Raw genomic sequence first — 16,623 nt, forward strand, 5'->3', positions numbered from 1 at the left:
AATATGTATGAATTGATTTTTTTGAAAACATTAAGATAAAATGTATTCATTACAAATAAGATATAGATTTAGTTTTCTTAAGGAGAAGTTGTAAAATGAATTTTGATCAAATGGAACATATTGTCTATGCGGCAAAAGAAATGTCAATTACGAAAGCTGCAGAAAAATTATTTATCTCTCCTTCTGGAATGAGTCAATCCATTACTCAGTTAGAAAATGAGCTTGGAATAAAAATATTTAATCGATCAAAACAAGGGGTAACACCAACTTTTGAAGGAAAAATAGTCATTTCAAAGGCAATGACATTATTAAGTACGATTAAAGAACTTAATCGAGAAATTGAAGATTTTAAAAATAAAAGTAATACACATTTGAAAATTCTTACTGCGCCAACTTTTACATTTATGCTTCAAGAAACAATGGTGAAGTTTAATGAGGAAAATGAAGTATCATTTGAAGTGGTTGAAGAAAATCCTGCCAATATGATTCAAACTTTTATTAAGCAAGATTATGATTTCGCACTTATGCCAGCTACAAAGGAAGAGTTGAAAAAAGAAAAGTTCATAGAATATGAACTTCTACATAAAGGACATATGTGTATAGCTGTCGGTAAGAAATCACCTTTTTATTCGAAAGAATCGGTAACACCTAGTGAATTAGTAGATGCAAAAATAGTGATGTATAAAACCTCAGATTATAAAGCACTTCAAAAAATTTCAAAAATGAATTCGAAAAATGTTGTTCTTCAAACAAATAGAAGTAGTTTACTTTTTGAATTAGTAAAAGAGAGCCAAGCAATTTTGTATTTACATGAATTTTCGATTCGAAATCGCCCAATGGTTTTAAATGGAGGCATTAAAGTAATTCCGTTAAAGGAAGAAGCTACTTTCGACCTTGACTTTTGGTTGATCCATTTACAATCGAAAAGTTTATCACCATTGGCAAAAGAATTTATTGAGAAATTAAAAAAACAGTTTAATAATAGTCTATAAAAAAGATAGTGAAGCCAGTATATCAACTGACTACACTATCTTTTTTTACTCATCAAGCTGAGATTCTTTACCAATCGCACCAGTACTATTTATGGTGACGATCACCTTTGGATGGATTTTAATAGTAGGATACTCCTTTTCCCAATTAAGCTTTCGCCATTTTTCAGGATTATGTTCTTTTAAATATCGACCAATACCTAATACATCACTATTAGCAAGTTGAATTTCATTAATAATCTCTTGAGCCCTTTTATTTAAATCTTTTGTAATATTGGACAAAAGTTCTTCTTCTTTTAACATTTTAATTGATGTAATTTCATTTATTTTTACATTTACATTAACTTTTATATTCACTTTTATTTTATCTTTAGAAGTAGAAACAGATAATTTATTCCTAGGTCGAATAATTTCATACGCAATTGTATTGTATGGTGCTTCATATTTTTCAGGGAGTTTAGTTATAAAATGACCGGTATTGCCATATTTTCCCATCATCATTAGAAGAAGTGGGGAGTGCTCTGAAGAAACGGAATGACCTGTATAGCGTTCATTATGCATCAAGCCTGCACCAACAACTTCTACTCTGTCAGTTGGTGTAACATCTAATACTGGCAAAATAAAGTCAATACCGTCTTCGGAAGCATATGTAAAAATGTTAAAAAGTTCAATTTTTTGAGTAAGTGAGGTTTCTACAGCATTATCAATAGTTTCCTTTAATATGAACGATAAAGGTTTAGTTCCAATTGCTTTTAATGCTAAAACTTTTTTTGCAGGCTGTTTGTTTGTTATTGCGACTGCTATATTAAGATTTGAAAATGTTCTACGCCTAAAAGTGCTTAAAAGATGAATGAATTTTGTTTTTGAGAACTCTTCACCTAATAAGATAACTCTAGTTTTTGATGTGGTAATATCTCCTGGTAAAAATGAAATGATATCCATTCCAGCATGAGACACTGAGTCACTTTTTGAGTTAACAGATTCATTTTGGAAATCGAAAACGCCAGCTCCCTTACCGATAATATCAAGTATTAGTGCATTGATCTCAATTTTATTATCTTGATCTAAATCAACACTAATCCCATTAACTAGTGTTTTATCAGTAATTGTTCTTGTGTCCCAACAACCTGTAGCTAAAAAAAGAATTGAAAATAAACAAATAATTTTAAAAGATTTACTCATTGGTTTATTAGCCCCCTAACTTTATTAATTAGGAGCAATAGGAATGGAATAATGATAATAAAGATTGGATCTAAATAACTTCCAAAATTTATGATGGTTTCTCTTCTTATCACATGTAATGAGATAAACGGATAAAAAGCAAATATTAATAAAATAATGAACAATAAAATACTTTTCCTATTTTTTACAATTAAAATTAAACGCTTATGAACATCTTCGCTTACGATATAAATATAGGTCACTACTGTTGCACAAATGACAATTGTCCAAAGACTTAAAAATATTGTATCTAGACTCTCGATCATTTTCGAATTATAAGTTTTAAAGATATAAAGGATTGGATCTAAAATATAACTATTTTCTTTATTGCTTAATCTGATAAAAGACGTGAAAATGATAAAAGTATAAAGTAATGTTGTAAAGACATTAGCGAAAGATAAAGTAAGCAATTTCTTCTTCGTATCTTGAAAGCTTGGTGAAATAAATAAAAAGATTTCGAAACCTAACATTTCAATAAAAGACGAATAAGCACCAGAGCCTATTTTTTTAATTGGGGATTGACCAATAGGTAATATTCTACCAATATGTACGTTATCATAAGCGATTAGTAGTAATAATATAAATATGATTAAAATAAATGAACAAAGTATGTATGTTCTAGCAATTGTTTGAATGTCCTCTTTCGCGACAAAATACGCTGTTAATAAAAATAGAATAAGGATCAGCCAGGACGGGCTTTTTGGAAAAATCCAAGTTGTGATAATATCAGAAAATCTTATCGATATAACGAGTACAACATACAAAAAGTAGAGAAAATAGCTAATATTTATACATGTTCCAATGAATGGATTCGTTATGATTTTAGTATAGTCAGTAAAGCTTTTTGATGGGAATTTTTTATATAAACTATAATAAAATATTATTAGAATTTGAACGATTACACCACCAAGAATTGGCGAAATCCATCCATCGTGGCCAGCTACTTTATAAATTTTATTAGGTAATGTTGTAATGGCAACGCCGGATTGTGTAAGTATTATTAAATAGAATAGTTGCTTATTATTAATCATGATGATTTCTCCTTCTTATTTTTTAGCAAAAGAAATTCGGAGAAACCTGGATTCTCTACATATCGATAACTAAATGCTCTAATTTTTGATAAGTGAGCCAAAAACATAAAGATGCCTAAACTAATGCCAATAAATCCAAAAATTGATGAAAGGACTAAAAGTGGTATTCCCATAATTCTTGCGGCAACCGACATTTCCCTTGATGGAAGTGAGAATGATGCAACTGCGGTAACTGCAATCACAACAACCATAGAATTTGAGATTAAATTCGTTTGTACAATAGACGTCCCTATGACAATCGCACCGACAGTACCGATTGTTGACCCAATAGGATTCGGGAGTCTTAAAGCTGCTTCCTTCAATAGTTCTAAAATAAGAATCATCGAAAGAGCTTCGATTAAAGGTGGAAGCGGTACATTTTCAATCGATAGTTTTAGAGTATAAAAAATAGAGATAGGTAAAATATTCGAATGATAAGTTGTAACAGCAATATAAATAGAAGGTAATAAGACTGCAATCCAAAATGCGAATATTCTTAAAGAATAAAAAAATAACCCAAAAAACGATCGAAAGTTAAAATCGTCTGCACTACGAAAAAAACCATAAAGATCATAAGGAAATAATAAAGCACTAGGGTCATTCTCAATCAAAATTGCAGGTTTTCCTGTTAATAAATGACGAACTGTACGATCAGGTCTTTCTGTGAACATGACCTGAGGAAATGGAGAAGATGGATATTCTTCTATACTATTTTGAATATGTACAGCCTCTATCATTTGTTTAGGTTCAACTTTTCCAATTGATTCAAGCTTTTTTATATTCTGTTCAATTGTTTCAATCATTGAGTTGGGAGTTAGATCGTTTAAATAAAAAATGGAAAGCGACACAGGATATTTTTTACCAACTGTTATATTTTTGATGATTAATTCTTTCGTATGCAATCTTTTTCGAATTAGAGTTGAATTGATTTTAAGACTCTCTACAAAACCGTCATGAGGACCTAATGTTACAGTTTCAGCATTTGATTCTGATATTGAACGATCGCTATTATCACTAAGTGCAGAATATGCCTTCGCTTTACTTTTATTATTATCATTAAAAACAAGGACTTTACCAGAAAGAATAGACTCTATACATTCATCAAGTGTATATGCATCTTCTGTATCTAAAATAGTTGTTATAATTCGATTTGAATCATCTTTTGAAATAACCCGCGCAAGTATATTTGTTTGAATAACCTCTGAATCGATTAAAGTATCCAAATAACATAAATGAAGAGTTACTTCCCCGATTGAATATTTTTTATATTTAAAATCTGAACTAGCTTGAAATGTGCTTTTTACTTCTTCAAGCATGGAGGTTTTTTCATTTACTTCCATTTAAACCAACTCCTTAAAAACTCCGCAAAGAATATAAGTATTATTCCCGTAAGGAAATTGGATATGTATGGAAATTAGGCCAAATTATAATTGTTTTTCTAATGGTTTTTATTTTATAAAGATGCTTCATTCTCCATCTGGGCATTTTTTTTGTTTACGAAACATAAATTTTTAGAGTATCACATATAAAAGAAATTTAAACGGATCTTCCAAAGTCTTTCATACATTTAGAAATGTTTTTAACGGAAGGGGTTGAGAAACTTCATGCTCATAATCGGTAAAGGAATACCCCGAAAAGAGTCTTTTGAAAAAGTGACTGGCTATGCTAAATATACAGATGATTTTGAGTCGAATGATATGCTTCATGCTCAATTAGTAACAAGCCCATACGCACATGCGATGATTAAAAGTATAGATGCAACTGAAGCGCTAAACGTACAAGGTGTAAGAAAAATAATATTTGGCGAAAATCTACCTTTAGTAGGAGAAGGAATACTTGACCGTTATCCAATCGCATTTGACCGTGTTCGATTTTTTGGTGAAATAGTTGCAATTGTTGTAGCGGACACCAAGTACGAAGCAAGTCAAGCTGCTAATTTAGTAAAGGTACAATATGAATTACTTCCCGTTGTAAATTCTCCTTCAGAAGCGATTAAACAAGATGCTCCACTTGTACATCCAAATCTAGGAGAATATGAAAAAACAGAAGGGGTTTACCCAGAGCCAGGAACTAATATTGCTACTAGAATCAAAATTCGAAAAGGGGATTTTAATAAAGGCTGGAGAGAAAGTGAAGTAATGGTCGATGAAAATTTTGCATTTAGACCGTCTGACCACTCTGCGATGGAGACAAGATGTTCATATGCTCAAATCCATCATAATGGCACGATTGAGATAACCACCTCATCCCAAGCACCATTTATGGTTAAGAATTTAATTGGAGATTATTTTGGAGTTAAGCCTGGAAAAGTCATTGTAAACACTCCTTTTGTTGGTGGAGGTTATGGTGGGAAAGGAGCAGTTCAGTTAGAGATATTAGCCTATATTGCTTCAAGAGCTGTAAATGGTAGATTAGTAAAAATCTATAACACTCGTGAAAATGATATGCTTTCATCTCCAGGACATATCGGACTTGAAGCGAATGTAAAACTAGGTTGTACAAAAGAGGGAATGCTCAAGGTTGCGGAGATTCAATTTTTATGGGATGGCGGAGCCTATGCTGATAAATCAATTGATTTAACACGAGCGGGAGCAGTTGATTGTACGGGACCTTATAATATCGAAAATATTTGGTGTGATTCTTTTTGTATGTATACAAATCATCCATACCCAGCACCTTTTAGAGGGTTTAGTCATTCAGAAGTACATTTTGCATTTGAGCGAGCGATGGACATTCTTGCTAGAAAATTAAATATGGACCCGATTGAACTAAGAGAAAAAAACGCAATTAAACCAGGTGATCAAACGCCTACTCAAGTCGTATTAAATTCAAGTACAGTTGGTAATCTACCTAAATGTATCGAAAAAATGAAAGAATTAATCAATTGGCAAGAAGGTCAAGTTATTGACTTAGGCAATCATAAATTGAGAGTAAAAGGAATTAGTTGTTCGTGGAAAACTTCTACCATTACACCAAATGCAAGCTCAGGAGTCATATTAATCTATAATGAAGACGGGAGTATTAATTTACTTTCTGGTGTTGTAGAGATTGGTCAAGGTACTAAAACAATACTTGCTCAAATGTTAGCTGAGATTCTAAAAATGGACGTAGACGATATTCATGTTCAAATGAAGATTAACACATTAAATACACCTGAGCATTGGAAAACTGTTGCAAGTAGAGGAACATTCATGGCAGGAAGAGCATTGCTAGCAGCTGCTGAAGATTTAATTAGACAATTAAAAGATTTAGCCTCATTTATATTGCGAGCTCCTGTTGAGGATTTAGAAGTTGGATATGGAAAAGTATTCTTAAGGAGTGAACCTACTAAAAATATACCAATTAAAGAAATTGCTTACGGATACACATTTCCAAATGGAAATTCGATTGGTGGACAAATAATAGGGAGAGGCCACTATATATTAACGGGTTTAACAAAAATTAATCGAGAAACTGGCGCTGGAAAACCAGGACCTGAGTGGACGGTTTGCGCACATGGTGTAGAAGTAGAAGTCGACACGAAAACATATGAATATAGGATTCTTAAAGCCGTTACAGCTGTTGATATTGGAAAAGTACTAAATATCAAGACGGCAACTGGTCAAGTTAAAGGTGCAATGAGTATGGGACTATCCTTTGCCGGTAGAGAAACTTTTAAATTTGATTCGCAAGGGAAAGTACTGAATCCGCAATTACGAACATATCGACCAATACGATTTGGAGAGAATCCTAAATATGAAGTTGCGTTTGTTGAAACTCCACAAGTCGATGCTGTATTTGGTGCACGAGGGGTAGGGGAACATGGATTACTAGGAATGCCAGCTGCTCTTGGAAATAGTCTTTCAACTGCAATTTCCGCTGAAATTTATAATTTACCTATTATCCCAGAACTATTATGGAAAGTAAAAGAAGGTGGGAACTAGCTTGTTATCTTCTAATATAGAATACTATAAACCAATGACGATTAAAGAAGCATTGGAGACTTTTTATTTTTTAAAAGCTAAAAACAAGAGGCCAATCTATTATGCAGGTGGTACGGAAATCATAACACTAGGCCGTTTAAATCTGGTTGAAACAGATGCGCTTATCGATATTAAAGATCTAAAAGAGTGTCAGTTATTTGAGCTTAATGAGAGCTATTTAATATCAGGCGCAGTCATTTCACTTACTGATATTGAGGAGAAAAACTTATTCCCATTACTATCTGAAGCATCTATGGGAATAGCTGATCGTACAGCAAGAAATAAAATTACCTTAGGTGGAAACTTATGTGGTCAAATTTTTTACCGGGAAGCAATTTTGCCATTTCTTCTTTGTGATAGCCAAGTAGTTGTTGCCGGGTACAATGGTGTAGAGGCTTTTCCAATCGAACACATCTTCAATCAAAACTTACAACTCCAAGACGGACAAATTCTAATTCAACTTCTAACGGAAAAGAAATATATCAATCTACCATATATGAGCATAAAAAAACGTCAGCAATGGGATACGGGTTATCCACTTCTGACGATTGCATCAATTAAATCGGATAATCAATTGCGTTTTGCTTATAGTGGATTATGTCCTTTTCCATTTCGTTCAAAGCAAATGGAAGCTGAGCTAAATAATATGAGCTCGGGTGTGGAAGAAAGAATACAAAAAGCAATTCAATTTATTCCAGGTGAAATACTTGACGATGTTGAGGGCTCAAAAGAGTATCGACTATTTGTACTAAAAAACACAATAGAAGAGATCCTAATCGAAATGGAGGGAAGGTAATGGACCAGTCTCCAAGCAAAAAATTAAGTGTTACTTTAAGTATTAATGATGAAATTCGACAAGTGGAGATTCGTCCAGTTGATACTCTCCTGTATGTGTTACGAACAAAGCTTGGTCTCACTGGTGCTAAGCCAGGTTGCCTAAATGGAGATTGTGGCGCTTGTTCAGTTGTAGTAAATGATACAGTATATAAATCGTGTATAATGCTTGCCATCGAGGCAGTTGGGCAAAAAATAACAACAATAGAAGGGCTTAAAGATTCACCTATACAAAAAGCATTTGTTGAAAATTTTGCGTTTCAATGCGGTTATTGTACGCCTGGATTTATTATGAATTGTCATTCTCTATTATTAAAACAACCACATCCAACTTATGAAACGATGAAGGAATGGCTATCTTCCAATATTTGTAGATGCACATGCTATGAAGAGATTGAAGAAGCAGTTTCATCAGTTATCGAAAATAGAGAAAAACAAATGAATAATGAGTTTGAAAAAGACGAATAGTGATCTTTTAACTCATCGGTGTTGACGATGTTGAGTCACTAGGTTTTCTTTGTGTAAAGAAGAAAATAAACGAAATGACGGAAATTGCCATAAGAAAAACTTGGGTATCAGTAGGTCTTACTGTAGGGATATCTGTTAAAGCCATAATCACCATTCCTTTATTTACTAAAGATTCGCGGATCAATATCAAAATGTTTCGAAACAATTTTTTTACAAAAGTAATACGTTTTTTTTAGAAAAGGAAGTGTCGGTACGCTAACTGGTGCACCAAAAATGGGACCACTCACATTTAATGAGAATCTACCAGGTCCTATAACGGAGCTTACAACTCGAACTTCATCAATTAATAATAAAATAGCAATGATTATATCGATTACATCAATGAGAGAATTTGTAAATTGATCTCCATATTTACTTTCTACACGTTCTCTACCTAATAAGGGTCCACTTAGAGAAAGACTAAATTCTCCAGACGTTACAAATACACCTATTATTGTAATTTGGCCAGTTAATAATAAGGCTGCAGCGGCGACATTTAAATCTCTTTGAAGAGTAGCGATAATACGAAGATCTTCTTTAATTTTATAGTCATTCATTGGATCACACCCTCATGCCTATTGTATTCAGCAAGTGCCCAAGTGTGAATGAAAAGGGAAGTGGAACAAATAATGACACAAAAAGTTCAATTAAAAGCTGCAGCTAGACTTAAATTGTCTGCTGCAGCTTTATTTTTGGTATTTGAATTGGTAAAATATAAAGTGGCGCTTTTCAACATTAAGAATTTGTTAAATGAAAATTCATAATTGAAGATTTTATTAAATAAAAATGAAAAGAGAAGCAACTTTATGAACCACTTCCTTTGGGATGTGGTTATGTTTTTATTATAAAAATTAAGATTTCCATACTACTCAGGCAAAATAATATATAGGTAAGGGGGTTGTGGAATGGAGGTCAAAAAATTTTTTCAAAGTAGTACGTTTAGACGACTAGCCATGATGGCTTGTATCATTCTTGTACTAATCTTAACTCGCAAAATAATAAATTTAATTTTACTAATTTTCATTTTTACTTATTTAATGGATCGAGTACATAAATTTATTATTAATAGAGTAAACAAGATTTTACCGGTTAATCGGTTAGTAGTTGTCTATTCTTTGTATATAGTTATTGTGGCAGCTTTAGTCATAGGGATTTATAATTATTTACCTGTTATTACAACTCAAGTTGTCCAACTAATCGTACAAATAAAGACGTTTTATATGAATCCACCAGATGAGAAAATCATCAATTATATTGTAACCGCAATTAAAAAGGTTGAAATATCAGGTTATACTGAGCAAGGATTAGATTTTTTATATAAGTATGCCTCTAATATTAGCCAATGGGGGATTGAAGTATTAATTGCTTTAGTTCTGAGTTTCTTTTTTCTACTTGAAAAACCTAGGATTATTGCATTTACCAAAAAGTTTGAAAATAGTAAAATATCACTTTTTTATTATGAGATGGCTTATTTTGGAGAAAGATTTTCACGTTCTTTTGGAAAAGTGATTGAAGCTCAGTTTTTAATTGCATTGGTGAATTGTATTTTATCGGTGATCGCATTAAGATTTATGGGATTTCCACAGCTAATCGGTTTAGGCTTCTTGATATTCTTGCTTGGACTGATCCCGGTTGCTGGTATGTTTATCTCGTTAATTCCACTTTGTACGATTGCTTATACAATTGGTGGTATGGCACATATCATGTATGTCATATTAATGATTTTTGTGTTACATGCACTTGAAACCTATTTTTTAAATCCAAAGTTAATATCAGCTAAGACGAACTTACCAGTTTTTTATACTTTTCTAATTCTTGTTTTTTCTGAACGATTTTTTGGCGTATGGGGTCTTATTATCGGGATACCAGTTTTCATCTTTTTGCTAGATGTATTGGGTGTTACAGATCATGAAAAAAAAGAAGTAGAGTCAACTGAATAAAAATGAAAAGATGATATCGAGAAGACACGATATCATCTTTTTTTTCTATTTTAACCTACATTTCATCTCCGGTTTAAAAAATTTAATGAAGCTTCATTTACTCTTCTTGAGAACACTCTATAATTGTATCTTTTATTACATTCGCCATCGTGCGAGTCGGTATATTTTCTATGGTTTCAATATTCATTTTGAATGTTTGTTTTTAAACTCATAAAAAGTGTTAACAAGTAACTTGTCATAAATTGGAATTTGAAGGATAAACTAAGCAAAATGTGGTTAAGGAGTTTATTTGTGAATAACAAAGAACAATCTAGTTTAGTAGTAAGTATAGAAAAGAATATAAACTATTTAAAAGAAATGTTTAATAATGGTACTGACTTAAAAGTTAGACAAATCACGGTAAATGATGAAGTCATTCGTGATGCTGCAGTTTTATATATTGATGGAATAACGAATACACAATCTATTCAAGATAATATTCTTACCCCTTTACTAAGAATGATAAAATTCAAAACTATTGACGCTGTTATCACCCGTCATCTTTCAATTGCTGATGTAATGAAGGTAACAGATTATGAAGATATTTTGTCTGGATTATCAAAAGGAAAGACACTTATTTTAGTTGATGGATATGAAGAAGGAATTTTAGCAGATACTGCTGATTGGCAAATGCGGTCAATCAATGAACCTGACACTCAAAGATCATTGAAGGGCTCTTTAATAGGATTTAATGAACAGCTAAAAGTTAATGTCAACCTTCTCCGTAATATCATACCGTCAAATAAGTTAAGCATTGAAAATCTACAGGTAGGAAACGAAGTAAAAACGGATGTATCGATTATTTATATGGACGGATTTGTTGATCAAAGCATTTTAGATGATACAAGGTCTAAAATAAAAAATATAGATGTTACTTATTTATTAGAAGCTAGAGTAATTGAAGATGCTTTAGAAGGGAAAAAAACATTCTTTCCAACTGTTTTTACGTGCGAACGTCCAGATGTCACTGTTTCAGCATTATATGAGGGGCGTGTTGCAATCTTAGTAAATGGTATTCCTTATAGTATTATCGTTCCTTGTCTTTTTCTTCATTTTTTCCATCAACCAGATGAATACCATACTAAATCGGGGCGCTATGGTTTTAGATTATTACGTTTTTTTAGTTGGTTATTTTCAATTATTTTATTGGGTTTTTTTGAAACAGTGGTCCGCTTTCATCATGACTGGGTACCCCGTAAATTTGCAAAGACGTTTTTCACAGGGTCAGATACAATGCTTCCAATTATATTTGAGATTTTATTTGTCATGATTATTTTTCAACTACTAACTGAAGCATCGTTGAGGATTCCCAAATCAACTGTTATTATTGTTTCACTTATAGGGGCTATTGTAGTTGGACAAACTTCAGTCACTGCAAAACTGATTCATTCTGTGACGTTAATAATAGTAGGAATTAATTTCCTTTCTAGTATAGCAATTGCTGCAGGAGGACTGTATGGATCGGTTATGACGTTACGATTAGTTTTTTTATTTTTAGGTTTCTTCTTTGGATTAAAAGGGATTATCATCGGATTAATTATTTTGATCGCTTATATGGCAACAATTAGATCAATGGGGGTTCCATATTTAGCGCCGTTTATTCCGTTTAATCCTAAAGAAATGAAAGATGCTTTATTTAGAGGAGATTTAAGAAAGATTATTAACAGTAAACATTCATATCCTCATAAAAAATAAATTGGAACAAAGAGTAACGTATTGAAGAAGTTATGTTGCTTTTTGTTCCAATTCTATCTGTTGATGACTAGAAGGAGAAGAATCATGTTTGAAACAAAAGGATTATCATTTTTACTAATACTATCTTTTTTATTTAGTACCACCTTTTCACAAAACGTTTTTTCTCAAGCTATGCCACCTACTAAGGATACAATTAAGTCAAATGAAAAAATTTATAGTGAATTAAATTTCAATGATAAGCAAGATTTTAATGATGCTCATAAAGGATTCATCGCACCATTAATGTATGGTCAAATAAAAAATTCAAAAGGTGATATCGTTTGGGATCGTAATCAATATTCATTTATTAATGATGGACCTGCGCCTTTAACTGTCAATCCTTCTTTATGGAGACAAGCTCAATTATTAAATACTCCAGGGCTTTACAAGGTAGTTGATGGGGTATATCAAATTCGTGGACAAGATGTGTCTGTGATGACAATAGTAGAAGGTAAAACAGGTTTAATCATATTAGATACATTATCAACGATTGAAACTGCAAAAGCAGCATTGGAAGTTTATTATGCGAATCGCCCTAAAAAACCAGTTAGTGCAGTAGTTATTAGTCATAGTCATGCTGATCATTTTGGAGGGGTGAAAGGGGTTGTACAGTACGCTACAAATCCAGAAAATGTACCAATTATTGCTCCATTAAACTTTTCGAAGGAAGTAGTCAGTGAAAATATCCTATTAGGTAACATCATGTCACGTAGGGCAGGGTATATGTTCGGATATCTTTTACCCGTAAATAAAAAAGGATACGTAACAAATGGGATTGGCCCAAGAATTAGTACAGGTACAATCAGCTTTATGCCACCAACAATTGAAATTAAAGATAAAGTACAAACGATGGAAATAGATGGAATTAAATTCAAGTTTTTATTAACGTTAAATACTGAAGCACCTTCAGAAATGCATTATTACATTCATGATTACAAAACGTTAGTCGTTGCTGAGAACACAGGTCATACTATGCATAATTTTTACACTTTAAGAGGAGCAAAAACAAGAGATGCCTCTGAGTGGGTAAAAGCTTTGGTTCATACTATTAAGTTATTTGGTAAAGAAGAAATCGATGCATTAGTTACAGCTCATAGCTGGCCGTTATGGGGAAAAGATCGTGTAATAGAGCAGCTTACAAAGCAACGAGATTTATATAAATATATTCATGACCAATCAATTCGCCTAGCCAACCACGGTTACACTGCAGATGAAATAGCTGAACAAATAAAATTACCTAGTAGTCTTGTTAAATATTGGGCGAATCGAGGATATTATGGTAATTTAAAGCAAAATGCTAAAGCAGCTTACAATTATTACTTAGGTTATTTTAACGGTAATCCCTCTGATTTAGATCCACTTCCACAAGTAGAGACTGGAACTAAATACGTTCAATACATGGGTGGAGAAAAGAAGGTTCTGAAGCTCGCAAAAAAGGATTTTGAGAAAGGTGACTATCGATGGGTAGCACAAGTTTTGAAAAATGTCGTTATGGCAAATCCAAATAACAAAGAGGCAAGGAACTTACTTGCTAAATCTTACGAGCAGTTAGGATACAAGGCCGAATCTGCTGCCTGGAGAAATGTTTATTTGACGGGTGCACAGGAATTAAGAAAAGGGATTAGGAAGACAGATGATTCACAAACCTTAAGTACTGTAGACCAACAAGCCATCTTAAATATGAAAGTAAATGATTTTTTTGATTTTATTTCGATTACCCTTAATGGCCCAAAAGCGGAGAATAAGCGTTTTACATTCAATGTGAATTTTACTGATCTGAAAACAAATTACACAATTGATATAAATAACGCTGTTTTTAATTATAATAATGGTTTAACGACTTCAAGTCCTGATGCAACACTTCTAGTAGATAAAGTAACCTTTTATTTAATGATGTATGGGAAACTCGATATAAATCAGGCAATGGCAAATGGAAAGTTGAGCATTACTGGGAATATAGAAAAATTTAAAGAGATGGTAACTTTATTTGACCACTTCAAAAAAGAAATCAATATCGTTACTCCATAAGAAATTAAAAAAGATGAAAAAACATTTTTCCTAAGATATGAAGAATGTTTTTTTTGAGGTTTTTTGGTTCTAAAAATTCACAAAATTAAAAACTAATTTTATTCATTTTTTTGTATATAGTCGATTAGAGTAAAGATAAAAATTCGTGACATTTTTACTAGAAAGAGAGTGATGATTTTCCTATAGACAGATTTTTTAATTTGGAACTGCAACTAGTCTAGTGCTTTATTAAATAAGGAAAGTCAACAATAAACGACAACAAAGCGCTTTCATTATATAATATTTTCCAATCTAAAAATTAATAGTTGAACTATCTTAAACTAGGACTTAATATATATTTATTGTTTCAAATAAATATACGGTTTTTGAAAATTTAGCTATTCTTAAATAACTCTAAATTATCTAAACAATGAAAAAACTCCTTCTATTTTTCGTCATATTATGATAATTTTAATTAAGTACATTTCGATGATGAAAGCAAAAAAAATGAAAACGCTATCATCATTGAAGGGACAAGCTTTATTTCTTTGTTAAATTTAGAAGGTAGGATTTTCATCTTTACATCGCTCTCGTTCCAGGATTAGTATTAAAATAGGTAATTCGGAATGTGTTTTGTAATTTCTTGGCGAAAGACAAATTGTCAAAGAATAGATTGGAATGCGAGCTTTTAAAGATTTAAACAAACCTTCTTTGGAGAAATTTCATTTTAAAATAAAGAGGTGTATTCATGCATAATACAAATCGTAAAACTGATTTCACTGTTCAAAGTAACGCGCCTAAAAAAGAGCATTTAGAAAGAAAACTAAAAACAAGACATTTAACAATGATCGCTATGGGTGGTACGATTGGTACTGGTTTATTTTTAGCGAGTGGAGCAACTATCCATGATGCAGGACCAGGTGGAGCTCTTGTTGCTTATTTAATTGCTGGTATCATGGTTTACTTCCTGATGACTAGCTTAGCCGAAATGGCAACTTTAATTCCAATTTCGGGTTCTTTTAGCACATATACTTCAAGATTTGTCGATCCAGCTCTTGGTTTTGCAGTTGGTTGGAATTATTGGTATAACAATGCGATTATCCTTGCTTTAGAATTATCAGCTTCGGCTTTAATTATGAAATATTGGTTCCCGCATACTCCAGGGATCGTATGGAGTTCTATATTCCTTGTTTTAATTTTTGGATTAAATGTACTATCTGTAAAAGGATATGGGGAATCTGAGTTTTGGTTTTCAATTATTAAAGTAGCTACAATTATTATTTTTATTGTAATTGGATTATTAATGATTTTCGGTATTATGAGTGGTCATACAGGTGGATTTGATAATTTCACAAAAGGAGAAGCACCATTCAAAGGTGGTCTCTTATCAATCTTTAGTGTATTTATGATTGTAGGTTTTGCTTTCCAAGGAACTGAAATGGTCGGAGTAACGGCTGGGGAAAGTGAAAATCCTGAAAAGAATATTCCAAAAGCGATCAAGCAAATCTTCTGGCGTATTTTATTATTCTACGTATTAGCGATATTCGTTATTGGCTGTTTAATCAGCTATACAGATCCAAACTTATTAGGTGGAGACGTTGATAGTATTGCGATCAGTCCATTTACTTTAGTATTTAAACATGCAGGACTGGCTTTTGCAGCTGCTGCAATGAATACAGTTATCTTGACTTCAGTTTTATCAGCGGGTAATTCAAGCTTATACGTTGGTTCTCGTGTACTTTGGGTATTAGCTGAAGAAGGAAAAGCACCAAAGTTTTTAAGAAAAGTAAACAAAGGTGGAGTTCCAGTTAGTGCATTAATTGCGACGACTCTAATTGGTGCGGTTTGCTTCTTAACTTCATTATTTGGTGATGGTACAGTATACTCTTGGTTATTAAATGCAGCAGGCTTAGCTGGTTATATTTCTTGGTTAGGCATTTCAATTACGCATTACCGCTTCCGTAAAGCGTATATCGCACAAGGAAGAAAATTAAAGGATCTACCTTATTTAGCAAAATGGTTCCCTTTAGGTCCAATTTTAGCAACAGTTTTATGTTTAGTTGCAATGCTTGGAACGAATTATGGAGCATTTACCGGAGATAAAATTGACTGGTATGGTATTGCAGTTTCTTATATTGGACTACCATTATTTATTCTTGGATACCTTGGCTATAAAGTAGTTATGAAAACGAAGAAAGTTAAATTAGAAGAAGCTGATTTCAGCAGTGAGATATAATCACAAATAAGCAAAAGATTAAGCTCAATCTATAATCAATATAGATTGAGCTTTTTTTACGTATTTTTTTTGGGCATTTTGGAA

14 protein-coding genes are annotated in these 16,623 nt (G+C 32.4%); 9 read left to right on the forward strand and 5 right to left on the reverse strand.

All coding sequences use genetic code 11. From position 1 onward, the window contains the following. Window positions 1-95: 95 nt before the first annotated feature. Entirely contained in the window at window positions 96-992 is an 897-nt protein-coding gene (locus tag V5E38_RS03670) for a LysR family transcriptional regulator (RefSeq protein WP_499212256.1), read from the forward strand. A gap of 45 nt (window positions 993-1,037) precedes the next feature. On the opposite strand, the gene V5E38_RS03675 is transcribed toward V5E38_RS03670, so the two are convergent. Genes V5E38_RS03675 through V5E38_RS03685 form a run of 3 tightly spaced genes read right to left on the reverse strand, consistent with a single transcriptional unit; the run spans window position 1,038 to window position 4,620 of the window. Then, complete coding sequence (locus V5E38_RS03675) at window positions 1,038-2,171, reverse strand: Ger(x)C family spore germination protein (protein WP_499212257.1); 1,134 nt, start codon at window positions 2,169-2,171, stop codon at window positions 1,038-1,040. Next, window positions 2,168-3,241, reverse strand: coding sequence for a GerAB/ArcD/ProY family transporter (locus V5E38_RS03680; RefSeq protein WP_499212258.1), 1,074 nt, complete (start codon window positions 3,239-3,241; stop codon window positions 2,168-2,170). The genes V5E38_RS03675 and V5E38_RS03680 overlap by 4 nt, the downstream gene beginning before the upstream one ends. Continuing rightward, complete coding sequence (locus tag V5E38_RS03685; protein ID WP_499212259.1) at window positions 3,238-4,620, reverse strand: spore germination protein; 1,383 nt, start codon at window positions 4,618-4,620, stop codon at window positions 3,238-3,240. Before V5E38_RS03685 ends, V5E38_RS03680 begins: the two co-directional genes overlap by 4 nt. A gap of 264 nt (window positions 4,621-4,884) precedes the next feature. Here V5E38_RS03685 and V5E38_RS03690 point away from each other — a divergent pair, with 264 nt between their 5' ends. The 3 genes from V5E38_RS03690 to V5E38_RS03700 are packed head-to-tail and all read left to right on the forward strand — an operon-like array spanning window position 4,885 to window position 8,544. Beyond that, window positions 4,885-7,203, forward strand: a complete 2,319-nt coding sequence (locus V5E38_RS03690) for a xanthine dehydrogenase family protein molybdopterin-binding subunit (protein WP_499212260.1) — start codon at window positions 4,885-4,887, stop codon at window positions 7,201-7,203. Window position 7,204: 1 nt separating this feature from the next. Next, on the forward strand, window positions 7,205-8,038 hold the full coding sequence (locus tag V5E38_RS03695) for an FAD binding domain-containing protein (RefSeq protein WP_499212261.1): 834 nt from the start codon (window positions 7,205-7,207) through the stop codon (window positions 8,036-8,038). Then, window positions 8,038-8,544 (forward strand): (2Fe-2S)-binding protein, encoded by a 507-nt coding sequence (locus V5E38_RS03700; RefSeq protein ID WP_499212262.1) that lies wholly within the window; start codon window positions 8,038-8,040, stop codon window positions 8,542-8,544. Before V5E38_RS03695 ends, V5E38_RS03700 begins: the two co-directional genes overlap by 1 nt. A 7-nt stretch (window positions 8,545-8,551) precedes the next feature. Here the strand turns inward: V5E38_RS03700 and V5E38_RS03705 are convergent, their stop codons facing one another. Further along, entirely contained in the window at window positions 8,552-8,689 is a 138-nt protein-coding gene (locus V5E38_RS03705) for a hypothetical protein (RefSeq protein WP_499212263.1), read from the reverse strand. Window positions 8,690-8,702: 13 nt separating this feature from the next. Next, complete coding sequence (locus V5E38_RS03710) at window positions 8,703-9,140, reverse strand: hypothetical protein (protein WP_499212264.1); 438 nt, start codon at window positions 9,138-9,140, stop codon at window positions 8,703-8,705. Between the two features lie 72 nt (window positions 9,141-9,212). Between V5E38_RS03710 and V5E38_RS03715 the strand changes: the two genes are divergently transcribed. From V5E38_RS03715 to V5E38_RS03735, 5 genes are all read left to right on the forward strand, one after another. After that, entirely contained in the window at window positions 9,213-9,347 is a 135-nt protein-coding gene (locus V5E38_RS03715) for a hypothetical protein (RefSeq protein ID WP_499212265.1), read from the forward strand. Between the two features lie 141 nt (window positions 9,348-9,488). Then, window positions 9,489-10,523, forward strand: coding sequence for an AI-2E family transporter (locus tag V5E38_RS03720; RefSeq protein ID WP_499212266.1), 1,035 nt, complete (start codon window positions 9,489-9,491; stop codon window positions 10,521-10,523). Between the two features lie 291 nt (window positions 10,524-10,814). Continuing rightward, window positions 10,815-12,257, forward strand: coding sequence for a spore germination protein (locus tag V5E38_RS03725; protein ID WP_499212267.1), 1,443 nt, complete (start codon window positions 10,815-10,817; stop codon window positions 12,255-12,257). Window positions 12,258-12,341: 84 nt separating this feature from the next. Further along, window positions 12,342-14,324 (forward strand): alkyl/aryl-sulfatase, encoded by a 1,983-nt coding sequence (locus tag V5E38_RS03730; protein ID WP_499212268.1) that lies wholly within the window; start codon window positions 12,342-12,344, stop codon window positions 14,322-14,324. A 727-nt stretch (window positions 14,325-15,051) separates the two neighbouring features. Then, entirely contained in the window at window positions 15,052-16,539 is a 1,488-nt protein-coding gene (locus V5E38_RS03735; protein ID WP_499212269.1) for an amino acid permease, read from the forward strand. Window positions 16,540-16,623 lie beyond the last annotated feature (84 nt).

Source organism: Rossellomorea sp. GAMAL-10_SWC (genome assembly GCF_049568075.1).
Lineage (GTDB): Bacteria > Bacillota > Bacilli > Bacillales > Bacillaceae_G > Gottfriedia.